The 20,362-nt window shown below is 60.2% G+C and carries 18 protein-coding genes; 3 read left to right on the forward strand and 15 right to left on the reverse strand.

Annotation, left to right across the window (positions count from 1 at the left end; translation table 11 throughout):
- Nucleotides 1–92: 92 nt before the first annotated feature.
- The 8 genes from ABG996_RS09785 to ABG996_RS09820 form a co-directional block, all read right to left on the reverse strand.
- A complete protein-coding gene (locus tag ABG996_RS09785) occupies nt 93–863 on the reverse strand; it encodes a Cof-type HAD-IIB family hydrolase (RefSeq protein WP_347478848.1) in 771 nt (256 codons plus the stop codon).
- A 6-nt stretch (nt 864–869) separates the two neighbouring features.
- The gene (locus tag ABG996_RS09790) at nt 870–2,729 is read right to left on the reverse strand and encodes an ABC-F family ATP-binding cassette domain-containing protein (protein ID WP_195502717.1); all 1,860 of its coding nucleotides are present in this window, start codon (nt 2,727–2,729) and stop codon (nt 870–872) included.
- Between the two features lie 163 nt (nt 2,730–2,892).
- Nucleotides 2,893–3,765 carry a phosphate ABC transporter ATP-binding protein PstB gene (gene pstB / locus ABG996_RS09795; RefSeq protein ID WP_271740389.1) on the reverse strand — a complete coding sequence of 291 codons (873 nt, stop codon included), beginning with the start codon at nt 3,763–3,765 and terminating at the stop codon, nt 2,893–2,895.
- Nucleotides 3,762–4,688, reverse strand: coding sequence for a phosphate ABC transporter permease PstA (gene pstA / locus ABG996_RS09800; protein ID WP_215673892.1), 927 nt, complete (start codon nt 4,686–4,688; stop codon nt 3,762–3,764). Before pstA ends, pstB begins: the two co-directional genes overlap by 4 nt.
- On the reverse strand, nt 4,681–5,589 hold the full coding sequence (pstC, locus tag ABG996_RS09805) for a phosphate ABC transporter permease subunit PstC (protein WP_347478850.1): 909 nt from the start codon (nt 5,587–5,589) through the stop codon (nt 4,681–4,683). The genes pstA and pstC overlap by 8 nt, the downstream gene beginning before the upstream one ends.
- 24 nt (nt 5,590–5,613) lie before the next feature.
- Complete coding sequence (locus tag ABG996_RS09810; RefSeq protein ID WP_347478852.1) at nt 5,614–6,552, reverse strand: phosphate ABC transporter substrate-binding protein; 939 nt, start codon at nt 6,550–6,552, stop codon at nt 5,614–5,616.
- A gap of 389 nt (nt 6,553–6,941) precedes the next feature.
- Complete coding sequence (locus ABG996_RS09815; protein ID WP_347484029.1) at nt 6,942–8,378, reverse strand: M20 family metallopeptidase; 1,437 nt, start codon at nt 8,376–8,378, stop codon at nt 6,942–6,944.
- A gap of 55 nt (nt 8,379–8,433) precedes the next feature.
- Complete coding sequence (locus ABG996_RS09820) at nt 8,434–9,096, reverse strand: HAD hydrolase-like protein (protein WP_347484028.1); 663 nt, start codon at nt 9,094–9,096, stop codon at nt 8,434–8,436.
- A gap of 156 nt (nt 9,097–9,252) precedes the next feature.
- On the opposite strand from ABG996_RS09820, the gene ABG996_RS09825 reads away from it, so the two are divergent.
- Nucleotides 9,253–10,113, forward strand: a complete 861-nt coding sequence (locus ABG996_RS09825) for a DegV family protein (RefSeq protein WP_347478856.1) — start codon at nt 9,253–9,255, stop codon at nt 10,111–10,113.
- Between the two features lie 167 nt (nt 10,114–10,280).
- Here the strand turns inward: ABG996_RS09825 and ABG996_RS09830 are convergent, their stop codons facing one another.
- Nucleotides 10,281–10,520 (reverse strand): hypothetical protein, encoded by a 240-nt coding sequence (locus ABG996_RS09830; protein ID WP_199409509.1) that lies wholly within the window; start codon nt 10,518–10,520, stop codon nt 10,281–10,283.
- Nucleotides 10,521–10,855: 335 nt separating this feature from the next.
- Here ABG996_RS09830 and ABG996_RS09835 point away from each other — a divergent pair, with 335 nt between their 5' ends.
- On the forward strand, nt 10,856–13,783 hold the full coding sequence (locus ABG996_RS09835; RefSeq protein ID WP_347478858.1) for a TOTE conflict system archaeo-eukaryotic primase domain-containing protein: 2,928 nt from the start codon (nt 10,856–10,858) through the stop codon (nt 13,781–13,783).
- A 121-nt stretch (nt 13,784–13,904) separates the two neighbouring features.
- Here the strand turns inward: ABG996_RS09835 and ABG996_RS09840 are convergent, their stop codons facing one another.
- From ABG996_RS09840 to ABG996_RS09865, 6 genes are all read right to left on the reverse strand, one after another.
- Entirely contained in the window at nt 13,905–14,213 is a 309-nt protein-coding gene (locus ABG996_RS09840) for a type II toxin-antitoxin system RelE/ParE family toxin (protein WP_055285799.1), read from the reverse strand.
- Between the two features lie 2 nt (nt 14,214–14,215).
- On the reverse strand, nt 14,216–14,515 hold the full coding sequence (locus ABG996_RS09845) for a type II toxin-antitoxin system RelB/DinJ family antitoxin (protein WP_022093815.1): 300 nt from the start codon (nt 14,513–14,515) through the stop codon (nt 14,216–14,218).
- A gap of 112 nt (nt 14,516–14,627) precedes the next feature.
- Complete coding sequence (locus tag ABG996_RS09850) at nt 14,628–15,386, reverse strand: LOG family protein (RefSeq protein WP_347478860.1); 759 nt, start codon at nt 15,384–15,386, stop codon at nt 14,628–14,630.
- Between the two features lie 213 nt (nt 15,387–15,599).
- Nucleotides 15,600–16,739, reverse strand: coding sequence for a tRNA guanosine(34) transglycosylase Tgt (tgt, locus tag ABG996_RS09855; RefSeq protein WP_347478861.1), 1,140 nt, complete (start codon nt 16,737–16,739; stop codon nt 15,600–15,602).
- A gap of 432 nt (nt 16,740–17,171) precedes the next feature.
- Nucleotides 17,172–17,972, reverse strand: a complete 801-nt coding sequence (locus ABG996_RS09860) for an SDR family NAD(P)-dependent oxidoreductase (protein ID WP_347478863.1) — start codon at nt 17,970–17,972, stop codon at nt 17,172–17,174.
- Nucleotides 17,973–17,983: 11 nt separating this feature from the next.
- Nucleotides 17,984–18,175 carry a dsRNA-binding motif domain-containing protein gene (locus ABG996_RS09865; RefSeq protein WP_148332093.1) on the reverse strand — a complete coding sequence of 64 codons (192 nt, stop codon included), beginning with the start codon at nt 18,173–18,175 and terminating at the stop codon, nt 17,984–17,986.
- 91 nt (nt 18,176–18,266) lie between these two features.
- Here ABG996_RS09865 and ABG996_RS09870 point away from each other — a divergent pair, with 91 nt between their 5' ends.
- Complete coding sequence (locus ABG996_RS09870) at nt 18,267–20,030, forward strand: coiled-coil domain-containing protein (RefSeq protein ID WP_343000699.1); 1,764 nt, start codon at nt 18,267–18,269, stop codon at nt 20,028–20,030.
- Nucleotides 20,031–20,362: the final 332 nt, after the last annotated feature.

Here is a 20,362-nt window from a genome sequence, read left to right on the forward strand (position 1 = left end):
CTGACCCCATATCGTTGGGGCCAGGCCCGATTTTGCCTCTTGACAATGTCCTGCTCATATTAAAAGGAACGTCCCCAGGTGCCGAGCCGCAGTTATAACAGTCCAAAGTGCTTCGCGGCGTTGTAGATGCCGTCGTCGTCCACGGCTGTCGTCACATAGGTCGCCGCAGCTTTCACCGTGTCCTGTGCGTTGCCCATGGCCACGCTCGTGCCCACGGCGGCAAACATCGACAGGTCGTTCTCGCCGTCGCCAAAGGCAATCGCCTCGCTCGCGTCGATACCAAGCCGCTCGAGCGTCGCCGCCACGCCCAGGTCCTTGCCGCCGTTAGCGGGAATAATGTCGCAGAACAGGTCGCACCAGCGCGTGGTGAGCGAATGCGACACGGCGTCGGTCACGATATGCTCGTCGGCCGGGTCCACAAAGGCGCAAAACTGGTAGACCGGTGCGTCAAAGGCGTGCTCAAACGGCTCCTCGTGGTAGACGATTCCCGCGTTGCTGCCAGCCGTCACCACGCGCTCGGACAGGCGGTTCACAAACGAGTTCTCGCCCTGCATGCACAGCGAGTCGTAGCGCCCCTGCGCCACCTGGTCCACAATCACCGCGACGTCGTCCGAATCGATCGGGCAGCTGCGGTAAACCCCCTCGGCATCAAAGCAGTGCTGGCCCGAAAGCGTAATGTACGCATCCCAGCCCAGGTCGAACAGCCAGTCCGGCATCTGGTAGGTCGGACGGCCCGTGGCGATCACGCACGCAATCCCCTGCTCGTGAAAGCTGTCGAGCACCTGCTGCGCCGACGCCGGAATCCGGTGGGTCTTAAAGCTCAGCAGCGTGCCGTCGATATCGAAAAACGCGGCTTTGATCATTCTCGCCTACTCCTCGCCCTCGAGCTTTTCGCTCGCCTCGAGCCACGCCATCTCCAGCTCGTCCATGGCGGCGTGAGCCTCGTCGATCTTTGCCTGCTGCTCGCCGAGCGCCGTGTAGTTGGTGGGATCGACTTGGGCCATTGCTGCCTCGGCCTCCTCAACGCGGGTGCGCTGCGTCTCCATCTTGCGCTCGAGCGAACTCACCTCGCGGCGGAGCTTCTGGCGCTCGGCGTTGGACAGGCCGTTGGGCTGACCGCTCGACTTGGGCTTTTCGGCCGCAGCTGCCGCGGCACCGGTGTCGAACGTGCCGGTCTTGGCGCTCGGCGCGCCCACGGGCTCGCCCTCGGCGGTAGCGTTGCACAGGCGCAGGTACTGGTCCACGCCACCGGGCATATGCGTCAGGTGGCCGTCGAGCAGCGCCCACTGCTGGTCGGTCACGCGCTCCATCAAAAAGCGGTCGTGCGTCACCAGGATCAGCGTGCCGGGCCAGCCGTCCAGCAGGTCCTCGACAATCGCGAGCATGTCGGTATCCAGGTCGTTGCCCGGCTCGTCCAGGATGAGCACGTTGGGCTCGTCCAGAATCGTCAGCAACAGCGACAGGCGACGGCGCTGGCCGCCCGAAAGATCGCCGATGCGGCTCCAGAGCTGCTGCGTCGTAAAGCCCAGACGTTCGCAGAGCTTCTCGGGCGAAGTCTCCTTGCCGTCGATGACGTAGTACTTCTTATAGTTGCCGAGCACCTCGCGGATCGTGTCGCCCATGTAGGGCTTGAGCTCCTCGAGCTGCTGCGACAGCACGCCAAAGCGCACTGTCTGGCCAATCTTCACGCGGCCGCGCGTGGGTTCAATCTTGCCCTGGATCACGTCGAGCAGCGTCGACTTACCGGCGCCGTTCTCGCCCAAAAGGCCATAGCGGTCGCCCGCACCAATGAGCCAGGTCACATCGGTGAGCACCTGCTTGGGCGCGCCGTCGGTATCGGCATAGCCGGCATCCACGTCGACCACATCGATAACCTGCTTGCCCAAGCGGCTCACGGCCAGGCGCTTGAGCTCCAGCTCGTCACGCACGGGCGGCACGTCGGCGATCAGCTCACGAGCGGCATCCACGCGAAACTTGGGCTTGGTGGAACGAGCCTGGGCACCGCGGCTCAGCCACGCGAGCTCCTTGCGCGCCATGTTGCGACGGCGCTCCTCGGTAACGGCGGCCATGCGGTCGCGCTCCACGCGCTGCAGGATGTATGCCGAATAGCCGCCCTCGAAGGGATCGACCTGGCCGTCGTGGACCTCCCACATGCTGGTGCAGACCTCGTCCAAGAACCAGCGGTCGTGCGTGACCACGAGCATGGCACCCTGGCCGCGCTGCCAGCGGGCCTTTAAGTGACGCGCGAGCCAGTTGATGGTGCGCATATCCAGGTGGTTGGTGGGCTCGTCGAGCATGAGCACGTCGTAATCGCCGATCAGCAAGCGCGCGAGGTCCACGCGACGGCGCTGACCGCCCGAAAGCTCGCCCACCGTGCCCTCCCAGGGCACATCGCTGATGAGGCCGGCGAGGATCTGGCGCGTGCGGGGGCTCGACGCCCACTCGTACTCGGGGGCGTCGCCCACAACGGCATGATGCACGGTATCAGTATCGACCAGGTTGTCCTTTTGGCCGAGCAGACCGATCGTCGTGCCGCGGCGGTGCGTCACGCGTCCGTCATCGGGCTCCAGCGTGCCGGCGAGCACGCTCAGCAGCGTCGACTTGCCGTCGCCGTTTTTACCGACAATACCAATGCGGTCGCCCTCGCCCACGCCGAGCGTCACGCTATCGAAAATATGCTTGGTGGGAAACTCTAGGCTGACGGAATCGCATCCCAAAAGAATCGCCATATGCCCTGCTCCTTCGTAGAAATTCAACGTTGTCCATGATAGCAGCGAAAAGGCGGGCCGCACACGACACAAAAAGGCGGGCCATCTCCCACAAGAGATGACCCGCTTCTCCAATCAGTCCCGCGGCAACCGTGGCCGCCGCGGGCCTCAAGCATGTCCCGGACTAGGAGAACATGCCGGTGAGGTAATCATTCAGCCGCTTATCCTTGGGCCGTTGAAAAATCTCGTCAGTCTCGTCGTACTCGACCATATCGCCCATGTAGAAGAACGCCGTGCGGTTGGACACGCGCGACGCCTGCTCCATGTTGTGCGTCACGATGACGATGGCGCGGTCGGCCACGATCGACGACATAAGGTCCTCGATCGCCAGCGTCGAGATGGGGTCGAGCGCCGAGCAGGGCTCGTCAAACAGGATCACGTCGGGGTTGAGCGCCAGTGTGCGCGCGATGCACAGACGCTGCTGCTGGCCGCCCGAAAGCGCGTAGGCACTCTTGTCGAGCTTGTCCTTGACCTCGTCCCACAGTGCCGCGCCGCGCAGACTCTCCTCGACCATACGATCAAGCTCGTCGCGGTCGGTGATGCCGTGACGCCTAGGCGCAAATGTAATGTTGTCGCGAATGGACTTGCGGAACGGGTTGGGCTGCTGGAACACCATGCCAATGGAGCGGCGCAGCTCGTAGGTGTTCTCGGTCTTGGTGTTCACGTTGCGCCCGCGATAGTTGATCTCGCCCTCCACGCGGCAGCCGCGAATCTCGCGATTCATGAGGTTGAGGCTACGCAAGAAGGTCGACTTACCGCAGCCCGAAGGCCCAATGAGCGCCGTGATCTCGCCCTTGTGGAAGTCGAGCGACGTATTGTGCAGTGCATGGTGGTCGCCATAGTACACGTTGACGTCCTTGGTGGAGAGCACAACCTCGTCGCTCACGGCCTTGCCGCTCACGCGCACACGCTTCTCGCTCTCCCCCACGCTCGACAGGAAGTCCCGGGTGTCGGACGATGCCGCTTCGGTTGCGGGCGTTACATTCATCTCGCTCATTCGGCCGTCATCTTCCTTGCCAGTTGTTTGCCCACAATGCGGGCGATTACGTTAAACAGCAGCACGCAAATCATCAGCAGTGCCGCGGTACCCCAAACGATCTGCTGGGCCTCGGGGCTGCCTTCGCCATAGATCTTGTAGATATGCACGGCGAGCGACTCACCGGGGCGGAACACGTTCCAGGCGCAAGTAGGGCTCGACAGGTTAAGGCTCAAGAAGTTGAGGCGAACCGGCGAGCTCATGCCCGAGGTAAAGAGCAGCGCCGCGGCCTCGCCAAAGACGCGGCCGGCCGAAAGCACGATGCCGGTCACGATAGCGGGCATGGCCTCGGGAATCAGGATGTGCAGCGTGGCCTCCCAGCGGGTGAGGCCCATGGCCAGGCACGCATCGCGCTGGGCCTGCGGCACGTCCTCGAGCGCCTGCTGGATCACGCGCACCAGAATGGGGATATTGAACATGGTGAGCGCGACGGCGCCGGAGATGATGGAGTACTTCCAGCCCAGCTGCACCGAGAACACCAGAAAACCGAACATGCCGACAACGATGGAAGGCAGCGAGGACAGCGTCTCGATGGCGGTGGAGGCAATGTCGCGGACGGGTCCGTCGGGTGCGTACTCAACCAAAAAGACCGCGCCACCCAGGCTGATGGGCACCGAGATGATCAGGGTGATCAGCAGCAGGTAGAACGAGTCGAACAGCTGGTAGAGCACGCCGCCCTGCGTTCCGTTGGCGCGCGACGGCTCCGTGAGAAAGCCCGGCTGGAACAGCGTCGAGATGCCCTCGAACAGGATATAGGCCACCATGGAGACGACGATGAGCATGACGATGGCGACGATCGCCGTCAACACGCCCGTGGCGAAGCGGTCCTGCTTTTGGACACGCCCGAGCCTCGCCTCGTCGATGTGGATACGCGTGCTAGCCACGAGCCTTCGCCCCCTTGCGGCCGATAAGGTGGATGATCAGGATGAAGATGAGACTCATGCCCATCAGCAGCAGGCCGAGCGCCCACAGAACATCGTCCTGGGCCGAGCCCTCGGCGTAGACCGCCATGGACGTGGTGAGCGTGGTGGTGATGGTGGACGCCGGCGACAGCAGCGACGTCGGCATGGCCTCGATACCGCCGATAACCATGCGCACGGCGAGCGTCTCGCCAAAGGCGCGGGTCATACCCAGGATGACCGCAGTCATGAGCGACGGCATGGCGGACTTGAGCACCACGTGCCAGATGGTCTGCCAGCGGGTGTAGCCCAGCGCGAGCGAGCCCTGACGGTAGCTGTCGGGCACGGCGCGCAGGCCATCGACCGAAAGGGTGGTCATGGTCGGCAGGATCATGACGGCTAGCACGATGGCGCCGGGCAAGATGCCCAGACCCGTGCTCACGTGGAAAACGCTCTTCATAAGACCGACGACCACGTGAAAGCCGATCAGGCCAAAGACGACCGAGGGAATGCCGGTCAAAAGCTCAATAAGCGGCTGAAAGACCTTGGAGCCAAATTTGGGTTGGATCTCGACCGCAAAGATGGCAGAGCCGATGGCGATGGGCAGCGCGATGAGCGTGGAGAGTACCATGACCGCAAACGAGGTGACGATCAGGGGCAGGGCGCCGGTATAGGGCAGGCCGCTTTCGGCTGTGTTGGCCAGGTCCCACTTGGTGCCGGTGAAGAACTCGACAATCGAAACGCCGTCCCTGAGAAAAGCCGAGAGGCCCTTTTGGGCGACCATAAAGATGAGCGCGGCAACGACAAGCGTCACGAGCGCTACGAACGCGCCCGTGACGCCCAGGCCCACGTTCTCAAGGTCGCGCTTTGGCAGCTGTTTTGCCATTGCAAACCTTTCCGGGGCGATTACTTATTTAGCGGAGACCTTGCCGCTGGCGTCCTTGACGACCTTCATGGCAGAGACGGGGATAAAGCCCTGCTCCTCGACGAGCTTGCCCTGGACGTCGTCGGAAAGCATGAACTCCAGGAAGGCCTTGGTGGCCCCGTCGGCGTCCTTTGCGCAGTACATGTGCTCGGTCGCCCAGATCTTGAAGGAGTCGTCGGTGACGTTCTTGCTCTTGGGCTCGATGCCCTCGACCTTGATGGCGTTGAACTTGGAGTCATCAAAGTGCGAGAAGTCGAGGTAGGAGATGGCGTTGTCGGTACTGCCCATCTGAGTCTGGACATCGCCGGACTTGTCGAGCTCGGCGTCGCCCTTAAAGTCGACGGCTTCGTCGCCAAAGACGGCAGCCTCGAAGGTGGCGCGGGTACCGGAGCCGGCCTTGCGATTGAGCACGACGATGGTGGCGTCGTCGCCGCCGACCTCCTTCCAGTTGGTAATCTGACCGGAGAAGATACCCTTGAGCTGCTCGAGGGACAGGTCGTCGACCTTGACGTTCTTGGAGACGACGGGGCCCATGCCCACGACGGCGACCTCGTGGTCGACGAGGTTCTTGACTTGATCGGCCTCAAGCTTGGTCTCGGCGAAGACGTCGGAGTTGCCGATGGTGACGGTGCCGGCGGCGACAGCGGTCAGGCCCTTGCCCGAACCGTTACCCGAGCCGGAGACGGAGACATCGGGGTTGGCGTCCATGAACTTCTCGGCAGCGGCCTCGACGAGAGCCTGGAACGAAGAGGCACCGTCGTAGGTCACCTCGCCGGAGACGGACTCGGCAGCAGCGGCGCTACCCTTGTCGGCGGCATCGGATGCGCCGGAGCCGCCGCACCCAACGAGACCGAGACCGACGATGCTGGCAAGACCACCAGCGAGGCCGAGGATCTGACGACGAGAATAAGCCTGATCGAGCATGATCTTCCTTTCATACATGCGATTCGCGGGCACCCTGCCCGCTTTGCTGTTTGGAAAGATACGGCCTCGATCGGGCAGTGCCCGCGCCAACTGCGGTTTTTTACGGGCATCTGATAGACCCTTACCGCAAGCTCTGTCCAGCCTTTACAAACGGATAACAATCCAGCGCCGAACATGGCGCACCTTTTACACCAAAGGAACGTCCCCAATGACTACCCCACCGCAACAGAAAAAGCCCGGGCCGAAGCACCGGGCTCGTAATGCAAGTTTGTATCCAAGCAGGATATAGGGGTTTCCCAGGTGCCCGAGATTGCCCCGAAAGAGGAGCGCCGCGTACTTTGGTACGCAAGCGACGGTTTGAGGGGCAAGGTCGGGTGCCTGGGGAAGCCCTACAGTTCCAGTTCGTTGAGACGAAGGATCGCCACGATGTAAATCTTGAGCGCCTGTTTAAGCTGTTCCTCGTTGGCGCACTCGTTGGGGCCGTGCATCTGGCCGCCCCATGCGGGCAGCTCCAGGCCGGTCTCCTCGGGGCCAAACGAGACGGCGCGGGCAAAGTTGCGCGCGTACGTGCCGCCGCCCATGGCAAAGGGCTCGGCATGCTTGCCCGTAAACTCGTTATAGGTATCGATAAGCGCCTTCACGGCCGGATCGTCGGCAGACACCGAGAACGGCACCTTAGCGCGACCCAGCTGACACGTCACGCCAAAACGGCCCACGAGCGGGTCGAGCTGCTCGCGGATGGTATCGGCACTGGTGCTATCGGGGAAGCGCACGTCGATGACCTGCTCGATATGGCCATCCGCCACGCGGATGACGCCAGCGTTGCAGGTAAGCGGGCCAAACGCCGGGCTCGTCGCGTCGATACCTAGGCCGCGGCCATAGGCATCCGCGTGCACAAAGGCCAGGAACTTGACGAACTCGTGCTCGGCAGGCGTCAGCAGGCGCTCGTCGCGTGCACCAAACGCGTCCTCGGCCTCGCGCAGATACGACACGATCAGGCCGACGGCGTTGATGGTGCCCTCAGGCATCGAAGCGTGGCCGCCAATACCGTGGGCGAAAATCTGCGCATGCCCGTTATCGAGTGCCGTGATCTCCAGGCGGTCGGCGTTCTCGACCGGCGCCGGCAGTTCATCGGCGGCAATCGCAAGTTCGCAGATGGACTGCGACGGAATGGCGTTGCTCGCCTCGGCACCGCTCCAGGACACAATGCGCCCGCCGTCGATCTTGGGGCTCACGAACGTCGCCCCAAACTGGCCCTTCTCGGCATTGCAGACCGGGAACTCGGCATCGGGCGTAAACAAAAAGTCGGGGTCTGCGTGGTTCTCCAGATAATGGTGAACGTCGGACATGCCCACTTCCTCATCGCAGCCCAGCAGCGCGCGGAAGGTGTAGCGCGGAACAATGCCGTGCTTGAGCAGGTAGGCGCCGGCGTAGAGCGACAGCACGGCCGGACCCTTGTCGTCGATCACGCCACGGCCGAGCAGCCAGCCCTCGCGGCGCTCCATGGTGAACGGGTCGGTGTTCCAGCCGGGGCCGGCGGGAACCACGTCCACGTGGCAGATGGTCGCGAGCTGTTTGTCGCCGCGGCCCGGGATATCGGCGATTCCCACATAGCCCTCGTCGTCGCTCGTCTGATAGCCGAGCTTCTGCGCGATGCCGAGCGCGCAATCGAGCGCGTCACGGACCGGGCGGCCAAACGGCGCGCCGGGCTCCGCATCGGCAGAAACTGCCACGGACGGATAGCTCACCAGCTGCTCGATATCGGCGACGACATCCTCCCAGACCTCGTCGACATACTCGGCAACGCTCTGCTCCACCTGATTCATGGACGACCTCCTTACCAATGAGCGACGGGTACGCCCGCCCCTCACATTACGTCTATTAGATAGCGAAAAGTTTAGCAAGCTCGGCCACCGAGTGCACCACCGCATCGGCGCCCGCTGCCTCGTGCTCCCCCGGCGCCGCCGCACCCGAATAGATGCCAATGCACGGTACGCCCATTGTGTGTGCGCCCTCCACGTCGTTAAAGCGATCGCCAATCATCACGGCCTCCTCGGCGCGCACCCCAAGCGCTGCCAGGGCATCGCGGACCGAATCCGCCTTGGTCTCGCGCCCCTGCGGCGGATTCATGCCGACCACGGCCTCAAACTGGCAAATCCCCAGCTCATGCACCATATCGATGCACTTCGCCTCCATGCGAGACGTCGCGACCGCTATGCGATGCCCCTGCGCGACAAGGCCATCGAGCAGCTCGGGGATTCCATCGAACACGGGATACTCTTCCGGTCCCAGCTCATCAAAAAAGGCACGGTACTCGTCGGCCACCACAAGCGACTCCTCGCGCGTAAAGCCGTAAAAGTCGTGGAAGCTCTTCCACAGCGGAGGCCCGATCATGCGACGCAGGTCACCCATCTGCGCCTCCGAAAACCCGCGCGCGGCCAGCGTCTTGCGCGTCGAGGTCATCACCGCCCGACCCGTATCGGCCACCGTGCCATCGAAATCAAACAGCACGACCGGCCGCTTGCATATCTCCAGCGCCTCCATCGGCATCCCTCTTCCCCAGTTGACGATTTCCACACCGACACTTCAAACTGTTGACTATTCAACAATTGAACCTAGAAATGTGGAACGACTCCACTATACTTGTCGCACTTTGCTCTCAGAAGGCGGCGCCGTCGCGCCCCAACGAAAGGTGCAATTATGTCTTTTGCCATCATAACCGACTCCACGTCGGACATCTCCCCCGCCCGCGCCCAAGAGCTCGGCATTTACGTGATTCCGCTGCATGTGATTATCGAGGGCGAGGACCTGCTCGACCAGGTGCAGATTACCGCCCAGGAGTACGTCGCCCGCATGGCCGGCTCCGAGCAGCTGCCGCACACCTCGCAGCCGAGTGCCGGCGAGTTCAAGGAACTCTTTGACCGCGTGCGCGCCGACGGCCACGATAGCGCCATCTTTATCTCGCTGTGCAGCGAGTGGTCCGCCTGCTATGCCAACGCCAGCCTGACGGCCGAAACGCACGAGCTCGACGTGCGCTGCATCGACTCGCGCACCGGCTCGGGCGCCGAGGGCCTGCTGGTGGAGTACGCGCTGGCCATGCGCGAGGACGGCCGCAGCCTGGACGAGACCGAGGCGCAGATCCGCGCGACGCTGCCCGACGCCCACCTGCTGCTGATTCCCCGCACGCTCGAGAATCTCGTTAAGAACGGCCGCGCCCCCAAACTCGCCGGCCAGCTGACGCAGATGCTCAACATTCGCCTGGCCGTTTCGCCGGAGTGGAAATCGGGCGAGATCAAGGCCATCAAAAAGGGCCGCGGTGCCAAGCGCATCGTTGCCAACACCATGGCCGATTGCCTCGCATTTTTGGCCGAGTATCCGGGCTCCAGCGTGCGCGTGCTCACGACCGGCGCCGCCGAGGAGCAGGAGCTTGTCAACGAGGCGCTCGCGGGTCAGGATTACGTAGACGCCGGCACCGGCCCCATCGGCTGCACCATCGCCACCCATGTAGGCGTCGACGCCATCGCCATCAGCTACTGCCCCCGCTACCAACCTGCCAATTAGGGCTACCCATACCACTTGCGGTGAAATAGGGACTGTTTTTGGCTTATCAGCCGCAAATCAATCCCTATTCCACCGCAACTTAGAAGCAGTTCATTTGGGACGGGGCTAAAAAGACTGGTATCAAACGTTTCAGACCAGTCTTTTAGCCCCGTCCCATTTTACCTACCCTACATCAGCCCGCTCAGGGCGATGTCGACGGCTTCGTTGAGGTCGTCGGTGATGTGGACAAGGTCTGGATCGAGTGGGCTGATCATGCCGGCATCCATCACCGGGCCGTTGAGCCAGTCGAACAGGCCCCTCGCGGTACCCACTGGACAAAAAATGGCAAATATGAGTACCGCCACCAAATTAGTAGCAGCAAAATCTCGCCGGAATTGATCATTTCGATCAATTCCACGTCTTGCCAAGGCTCAAAATTCCGTGTTTAGTGGGTTAGATATATAGAATAATGTGGAATTGGTATTCTATTCTTACCAAATGTTATGAGACTACATTAACAACAGTACTCATATTTGACGTTATTTGACCACGGAGTCATTCGAGGACCCCTCCCCACGCCGCCAACACGCCCCATAGCCGCCAAAACACCTTTAACAACAGCCGCCGCACGTTTTGGCACCGGCTAATTGCCACTCACGGATCGGTACCCCACTATTACCGAACCAAAATCGAAGTCGCATATCTCATAAAGCTGAAATGACGTACCCTCATCCCAATGAACGCTGACAAGAATGGCATTCAAATGAGCAACGCCGTGCATCAATACGCCCTTTTCGGGAACGCCTTATTCAAACTCAATAAAACGGTTGTCCACGCTTCAGATCCGCGTAAGCAGATCGTAATCTGTAGCAACGGTCCAGACATCCGTTACGCAACACTCGAAGAATGGGACAAAGCCGGCAAATCTTTCGGCGAACGTGCACAGACCGAGGGCATCGTTACCAGCGCGAGCCCAGCGCGCGACAAACTCGAGCTCTTTCGCAATCTTTTTACCGGCCGCAAAGATGTGCACGCTCACGGGTATCGCAGAAAAGACGGGGGCATCGGCTATACACCCGCCTGCGCAAATGAGTGGAAGCCAGGCATTTGCCCCAAAGCAAACCATCACAGAATTAAATGCGCTGAATGTCGCAGCCGCACATTCCTTGAGCTGAACGATGCCGCCATTATCGCCCATTTCAAAGGCAGCGACGACAGGCTCCGGGACGTCATAGGTCAATATGTTCTCGACAAAGACTGCAACACAAATGTCCTTGTCATTGATTTTGACAAAGCCGATTGGAAAGAAGCGACAAACGCTATCAGGCTTGTCGTAAAAAACCATGGAATTAACGCTGCGGTCGAGCGATCAAGGTCAGGCAACGGCGCGCATATCTGGTTTTTCTTCCTAGAACCTATAAACGCAAAGACAGCACGAGATTTCGGTAGCTGCCTTATCGCCGAAGCAGCGGCACTCAACAAGACAATCACCTTCGAAGCCTTTGACCGAATGATACCCGCGCAGTCCACCATTCCTGAAGGCGGCTTTGGAAATCTCATTGCGCTGCCCTTTCAGGGAAAAGCGCAGCGGGAAGGAAACAGCGTATTTGTTGACGAACGATTCGAGCCCTTTCCCGACCAATGGCTTTACCTTTCGCAAATCCAACTAATCTCGCGTGCGACGGTGGATCGTCTGATCGAGGACACCAAAAACAAACCGCTTGGAATAGCAACAGCTGCAGCGACAAACAAAACCAGGCGCAATGTCCAAAAGCCACGAAAGCGGCTCCCGCTCACGCCACGAGACTTCCCCTCGAACCTGCTCGTCACACAAGCCGATATGCTCTACATCCCCGAAAAGTCTCTGAGCCCGGCAGCTCAAATGGAAATCCGCAGGCTTGCGACATTTGCCAACCCGGAGTTCTTCCGTGCGCAATCTATGCATCAATCAGTATTCGGCAAACCGCGACTCATAGACCTCAGCGAACTTAGAGATGGCCGCGTCGCGATTCCCAGAGGCTGCAAAGCCCAACTTGAGCAGCTGATTCAAGAAGCCCACGTTACTGCCCATTATTCAGACGAACGTAGCACAGGCAATCCAATTGAGATGGCATTCAAAGGGACCCTTCATCCCGAACAGCAAATTGCCGCCGACCAGATGCTTGAATACGAAGACGGAATCATGTCTGCGCCAACGGGCTTCGGTAAAACCGTCATCGGAGCTTATCTTATTGCCGCCGTTGGTCTTCCGGCGCTCGTCATTGTTCCAAAGACCGCGCTCATAGCCCAATGGAAATCGCAGCTCGAACGATTTCTCGACATTACGGACACCAGAGAGCCGGTCCGAACGCCAAAAGGACGAATCAGCAAAAAGCAACCTCCCCTTATTGGACAAATCGGAGGGGGCAAAACCGCCGTCAGCGGCCTTATCGACGTCGCTTCCTTTCAGTCGCTATCTGGCAAAGACTCCCAAACCGGGGAGCCGATAGTTAAGAACCTTGTTCGTAATTACGACCTCATTATCTGCGACGAATGCCACCATGCTGCCGCGCCACAGCTCGAGCTCGTCCTCAAGTCCGCTCCAGCCAAATATATATATGGCCTCTCCGCGACACCCGAGCGCTCCGACGGACTCACGCGGGCGCTCTCGATGCTCTGCGGCCCGCTTCGCTATGTCATCGATCCAAAAACGCAGGCAATTCAGCAGGGCATCCAGCGCATCGTTCGACCGAGATTTACCGGCATTCGGCTATCCGCCTACGAGCCGGATGCAAGCTTCAATCAGATTCTCGATATGCTGTGTGCACATGCGGCAAGAAACGAATTGATTGTCGATGACGCCCTCGAAGCAGCGTCAAACGGTCGACATCCGCTCATACTATCCAAAAGGAAAAAGCATGCTGAGGAACTGTTCAGGTTGCTTAATGATCGCAGACACGAGCCCATACTCTTAACCGGAGAAATCGGCGCCAAAGAAAGAAAAGCGATACTGAACAGTCTTCCCGGCTTTGAGCATGAACATCGAATCATCGTCGCCACCGAAAGCCTTCTGAGCGAGGGCTTCGATCTGTCCTACCTTGACACCCTTTTCATTGCCACGCCGATATCTTGGGACGGCAGCGTAACGCAGCAGGTGGGCAGACTGCATAGAAGCCACGAGGGCAAGCAACAGGTTGAGATATTCGACTACATTGACCTGTCGATACCCATGCTCGCCCGCATGTACCAGAAAAGACTCAAGACGTACGCCAAGTTGGGGTACGAAATTTATTCAGCAGAGGACAGCGAGCAACCCGATTACAACATTCTCATAGAGCCGGCAAACGCTATTGAGGCATTAATTAAAGACATCACCGGTGCCACAAAGAGTGCCTTCATAGCCGCATCCTACGCATCCGCCGCATGCCTCACGAAACTCACCACCACACTCGCAGGCGCAGCCGCCCGTGGGATTACCCTTGAGGTTTATGTTGCCTCACCTCCGCGCGATGACGCGAAAGCGATTTTTGCCGAGATGAACGTCGACTATTCCGTCAAGGCCAAAGGGCGGCTGTGCGCGGCCGTGATTGACGAGGAAACTGTCTGGTACGGGACTATCCCGCTGCTGGCATTCCCCAAGAAAGAAGACCGCAGCATCCGTTTCAAAAGCAACGAAGTCGCCGCTGAGTTTTTGAGCGAAATCCAGCAATGAGGAGAACCGGGGGCCGCAGCAGCGAACGGGGCGCGCCTATCAGTTGCGGTGAAATAGGGACTGTTTTTGGCCAATCGACCGCAAATCAGTCCCTATTCCACCGCAACTTGGAAATCGGCGATCAGCCCAGCGGACCCTGAAACAGTTCCTCATGCGAGCCCATTCTCACCAGCCTAATCACTGGGTTAGTCTTATGGGGAAGATAAAGAACGACCACATCGACCAAGCCATCGGATAGGTGGAAATCGATGTGGCCGTTGTAGTTTCCGCCCGGGTTTGAGAGCTCGTGGGCGCCATACTCCGCCGGAAGTGACCCATGAGCCACAAGCTCTGCAACCGCCGCTTTAAACTCACTTTTTAGCTGCGGATGCATGCGCATCGTTCGTTTGTAGTCCGCCTTAAATTGAGCCTCGACTTTAATCTCGAACATCGCTATTCCTCATCGAGGAATGACATAAGCTCATCAGCGTTATTGAATGACGGGCTGTCGTCCGGCAAAATCCCCAACTCATGAGCCTCGGCAATCACCATGGCGCGCCTCGTCGCCTCGTTGGGCACCTCCGCCCTTCCTACAATCTCAAAAGGAATCTTTCGCTGATTTACAAGCTGCCGAACGGCAAGATTGAGATAGGAATTGAGGCTGAGGCCGACCGAATCCAAGAACTCAGTCGCCTGCTCCTTGAGCCCCTCTTCGATGCGAACCGTCGTAGGCTTAACCGTTGCAGTAGACATACGCGACCTCCTAGCCTCGTCTTTTGCATCAGTATACCCAGTTTAGATGGCAGACTGATGTTAAATAGCATCAATCTGCCGTTCTCATTACTACAACGATAGGCACCTCGCCCTACATCAGCCCGCTGAGCGCAATGTCGACGGCCTCGTTGAGGTCGTCGGTGATGTGCACCAGCTCCGGATCGAGCGGGCTGATCATACCGGCGTCCATCACCGGACCGTTAAGCCAGTCGAATAGGCCCTGCCAGTACTCGCTGCCTACCAGCACAAGCGGCATGCGCTTGACCTTGTGCGTTTGCACCAGCGTGAGCACCTCAAACATCTCGTCGAGCGTGCCAAACCCGCCGGGAAACACAATAGCGCCCGAGCTGTATTTGACGAACATGGTCTTGCGCACAAAGAAGTAGCGGAAGTCCATACCGAGGTTCACGTATTTGTTGAGCCCCTGCTCGTGCGGCAGCTCAATGCCCAAACCAACTGACTTGCCGTTGACACTCGCCGCTCCCCTGTTGGCCGCTTCCATGATGCCGGGGCCGCCACCGGTGATGACCGCCACGCCACGTTGCGCAATCTTGCGACCGACCGCGCGCGCCGCCTTGTAGAGCGGATCGGTCTTGGGCGTGCGGGCGCTGCCGAAGATGGTCACCGCGGGCCCGAGCTCGGCAAGCGCGCCAAAGCCGTCGACAAACTCTGCCTGAATGCGCAGCACGCGCCAGGGGTCGGCATGCAGCCAGTCGGTCGACTCCTCGGGCGCCAGCAGGTTGGCGTAGGTGTTGTCCTTAGGAATCATGGGGCCGCGCATGAACACGGGGCCGCGGCGGTACGTCTCGTCGTAGGCAGGCTCGCCCTCGACATTCTCGTTCTTAATCATGGGTACTCCTATCGAGAAAAAGAAAAACGGGCGGGGTCGACGCCATGCGCCAAACACCCGCCCGAACATCAACCATTCGGTATGGTACCCACGATGCATCAAGTGCTTGCAAGCTATCGGTCAGCGGTCGCGCAGACCGTGTTAGCGAACGCGATGACCGGCCAGCGCTCGCCCCTTGCCGTTGCCAGCGCTCTGCAAGCGCCCGCGCCGCTCTTAGTAGTCCACCGCCGCAGGACTGTTCATCCAGTCACTCACGAACGCGCCGTAGCGGCCCTCGATAATGGCCTGGCGGGCACGCTGCATAAGGTTGAGCAGGTAGTAGATGTTGTGCATCGACAGCAGAATACCGCCGAGCATCTCCTTCTGCGTGACCATGTGGCGGATGAGCGCGCGGCTGTAGCCGCCCGTGCACACCGGGCAGGTGCAGGTGGGGTCGATGGGGCCGTCGTCGTGCGCAAAGCGCGCGTTACGGAAGTTGAGGCGACCCTCACTGGAGAACGCCGTACCCATGCGGCCGGTGCGCGTCGGCAGCACGCAGTCGAACATGTCGATGCCCACGCCAACGCCGCGCACGAGCGTGGTAGGGTTGCCGACGCCCATGAGGTAGCGCGGCTTGTGCTTAGGCATGTACTCGGAAACCAGCGGCGCCAGCGTCTCGAACATAGTCTCGTGGTCCTCGCCCACCGAGTAGCCGCCGATGCCGTAACCGGGGAAGTCGCCGCACTCCTCCAGATGGCGCAGCGAGCGCAGGCGCAGATCCAGATGCATGCCACCCTGGACGATGCCAAAGAGCGCCTGGTCATCGCGGGTGTGAGCCTTGTAGCAGCGCTCGGCCCACATACTCGACAGCTCAACGGCGCGCTCAACGTAGGCGCGCGTGGCGGGATAGCCCGGGCATTGGTCGAGCTGCATGCAGATGTCGGAACCGAGCTTCATGGCGATTTCCATGTTGTCCTCGGGCGTCCAGAACACACGGCGGCCGTCGTAGTCGTTGACGATAAAGCGCACGCCCTCGTCGGTGAGCTTGACGGCGTCGTTGTGGCTGAACACCTGGAAGCCGCCCGAGTCGGTAAGAATGGGGCCATGCCAGTTCATAAACTTGTGCAGCCCGCCCAGCTCGGCGATGGTGTCCTCGCCGGGACGCATGGACAGGTGATAGGTATTGGCAAGCACGATCTGGGCGCCGAGCTGTTTAACGGTCTCGGTAGGAATGCCCTTGACGTTTGCCTTGGTGCCCACGGGCATGAAGATCGGCGTCTCGATGTCGCCATGTGGGGTGTGCAGCACGCCGGCACGCGCATGCGTCGTCGGATCCTCGGCGATCAGGTCGAATTTAAAAAGGCTCTGGTCCATAAACTGGAACTCCTTGGTTGCGGTTCATACGCAACCCATTATACGGGCAACCCGCAAAGAGCACCGACTCGACAGAAACTGGTGCATTAAACGACCAGTCGTTGGGGACGTTCTTAAACGACTAGTCGTCGGGGACAATCTTCAGCGCCATCTTGCAAAGGAATGTCCCAATCTGCCGACACTTAGGGACTGTCCCCAAGTGCCGGCAAGAGCGTCCCTTTCGACTAGTCATTTAAGAACGTCCCCAACGACTACTCCAGCAACACCGATGTTTTGGCAACGTCAGCGAGCGGTCACCAGAGCGAACAAATTGGCATGAAAAGAGGACGGCATAGACCTTCTGGTCATGCCGCCCTCTTTGAATGACAAGTTGTCGCTCTGGTGACCGCGCAGCGTCAACTGGCTACGCGGTTTGGTAAAACCGCGTAACTCTTAGGGCCGCTGGCCCATGCCACCCTCGAGGGTGACGGTCTCGCCGTTCATGTACTTAAAGTCGGGACCGCAGAGCTGAACGACCACGCGGCCGATTTCCTTCTCGACGTCGCCGTAGTGACCAGCCGGCGGCATGTGGACGTTGGCCTTGAACGCCTCGGGATAGGCATCCTGGAAGTTCTCGAGCGCAGCAGTCCAAGCAAGCGGGCAAACGATATTGACGTTGATGCCGTCCTTGCCCCACTCGTTGGCGGCAACGCGGGTCAGGCCGCGGATGCCCTCCTTGGCGGCAGCATAGCTGCACTGGCCATAGTTGCCAAACAGGCCGGCGCCCGAGGCAAAGTTGACCACGGAGCCCTTGGTCTCCTTCAGGTGCGGATAGGCCTTCTGCATGTACAGATAGGTAGCATACAGACCGGAGTAAATGGCCAGGTTGAACTGATCCATGGTGTGATCGGCGATGGTCACGCCCGAGGCGCTGGCCTGAGCATTGTTGATGACGGCGTCGATGCGGCCGAACTCCTCAATGGCCTTGTCGATGACGTTCTGGACGACGGCCTCGTTGTCCTGACCAGCCGAGACATCGGCCTGAACAGGCAGAACCTTGACGCCGTACTCGGCCTCGAGAGACTCCTTGGCGGCCTCGAGCTTGGCGACGTTGCGGCCGGTGATGACGAGGTTCGCGCCCTCCTTGGCAAATGCGATATCGATGCCGTAGCCGATGGAGCCAGCGGAACCGTCCTTAAGCGTGGCCTTGCCGCCGCCGGTGACGATCACGGTCTTACCAGTGAAAAGTCCCATACAAAGTCCTTTCAAATCGCGACGGGCACGCCCGCCGACTGCGCGCATCCAACTTCACGCGCCAAAAGCTGAAATGCAACTTTAGCTTCTTCAAGTGAAAAATAAAGCCCATGGCAGGCGAACGGCACCACGTCGTTCGGCGAAGGGATTGTCAAGTACAAACTGAATAAAGCGATCGAGTTATTGCTATCAGATCGAGCCATCGAACACGTTTTGAAACTTTGCTGCGGCGCGCGGGATGTCGGCGCGAGACTTTATCATAGGGTGACAAACAACGATGAGGAGCACATGCCTATGACAGACGAGCTGGACCCCCAGACTCAACAGCATATTGATGATTCCGCAGACGTCACCGCAGATACTGACGCTGTGACCTGCGATGGTATCGACATCGACGACCCCATCTTGAACGAAAGCGCTACGGCGGAAACCCCCGAAACAGAAAACGCCGATGAGCAAAACGACGATGCGCCCGCTCAGGACGACGCCCCTGTACAGGACGACGCCCCGCAAGCAGCGGGCCCCATCGAGGTGTCTTCGGAAGAAGAGCTCGATGCCGTCATGGACTCCATGATGGATGCTGTCAAAGCGATGAAAAACGCCGTCGCCGATGCCGATATTGATGCCGAGGAAGAGGAGGCCGCCGTGGCGGCCTCGACCTTTGTGCCCGGCGAGACTCCGGTTGCCGACCAGGGCAGCACCATGCCCTCGTTTCTGCAGCTCGAGCACCCCACGATTGGCGCCGATGCGGTCGATCCGCACGCAGCAGGCTTTTCTGTGGTCGAGGGCGGTACCGGCAATATCGCCGCGCCGCAGGTTGCCGATGCGGACGCTGCCGACACCGCTCGCCCGACCGCCCCGCACTCCCCCGCCGCGAGCCGCGATCTGGGGACCGCTGTCTCGAACACTGCGAACGCCGTGGGCACCTTTATCGCCCAGGGCGCCTCGGCCATGCGCGAGATGAACGCCGCGAAAAAGGCACTTGCCGATGCCCGCGCCCACCTGGCCGAACTTGAGCAGCGCATTGCCGATCAGGCCGAGGAACTCGAGACACGCCAGGATATCGCAGGCCGCTACGACCAGATCGTCGCCGACCAGCGCCAGGCGATCGCCACGGCGCAAAAGACCGCTGCGGCAGCCGAAATCGATCGCGATGTCCATGCTTCCAAAGTAGCAGAGCTCAAGGGTCAGCTCGAACAAATGAAGACAGAGGATGACGCGACTGAGCTCCGCCTGAAGGCCGCGCTCGACGCCGTGGAGGCCCGCGAGGCGAGCTCTCGCGAGACCGGCAACCGCCTCGTTCGACGTCTTGAGGATTCCAAGCGCATCCGCGACAAGGTGAAGGCCGAGCGAGACGCCGGCATTGCGGCCGCACAACAAACCGTCGACGCCACGCGCGCCCAGCTCGAGACGCTGCGCCATGAGTATGCCGAGCTGCAACGCAATCCCTCGGCAAATCCCGCCAACTATACGGTGCGCACCAGCGAGCTCTCGATGCAGATCTCCGACACGGCAGATGCCCTGCGAAAAGCCGAAGAAGATGTCCCGCGCATCACCGCCGACCTTGAGCACTCGCTTGCCGCAGCCGAGCAGGCCGTCGAACAGGCGCAGGCCCCCATCGCCGACGCCAAGCGAGCCCATCAGGCCGTGACGGCAGAGGCCGATGCCGCGCGCGACGAGCTGCAGACCGCAAAAACCGCCGCCGCGACTCGTCAGCGCGAACTGCGCGAGAAGATCACTGCCGAGGACAAGGCACGCCGGGACCAGGAGCAGACCATCGCCAACGCCCAAGCAGATGCCGCACATGCACAGTCGATCATCGAGCAGGCGACCGAGGTACACGACCACCCAGAGATCACTGAGTCGCTTGCAGGATCCTTGGCCCGAGACAAAGCCGAGCACGCCGAGACCGAGCGAGAGGTTACCCAGCTCGAAGCCACCGAGGACGCGGTGCGCGAGCGTACCCGCGACTCACGCATCAAATTCACCGGCGCCATCGTCTGCATCGTCGCCGCAATCCTGGTGATCATCCTGGTCTGGCTCTTCGCGAGCAAGTAAACCAGCTGCCAAAAAACGCTCAACGCAGTTGCGGTGAGATAGTTCCTGTTTAGCCCTCAAAAAGCCAATTCAAGAACTATCTCACCGCAACTTATTAGATTGATGCAAGGTAATCTATCCCTCTTGCACCAATCTCTTGACATAAGGAGTGTCCCCAGGTGCCGGCACAAAAGGAACGTCCCCAAGTGCCAAGTGCCCAATGACTACTCAACAACCACGGCAACACCGATGTAATGGCAGAGTCAGCGAGCGGGTCGCATTTGAGACAAGGTGACGTGAAACGAAAGGGCGCTGACCTTCTGGTCGCGCCCTTGAAGTTGAACGTCAGATTG

The organism is Collinsella aerofaciens (genome assembly GCF_039836695.1).
GTDB lineage: Bacteria > Actinomycetota > Coriobacteriia > Coriobacteriales > Coriobacteriaceae > Collinsella > Collinsella aerofaciens_BD.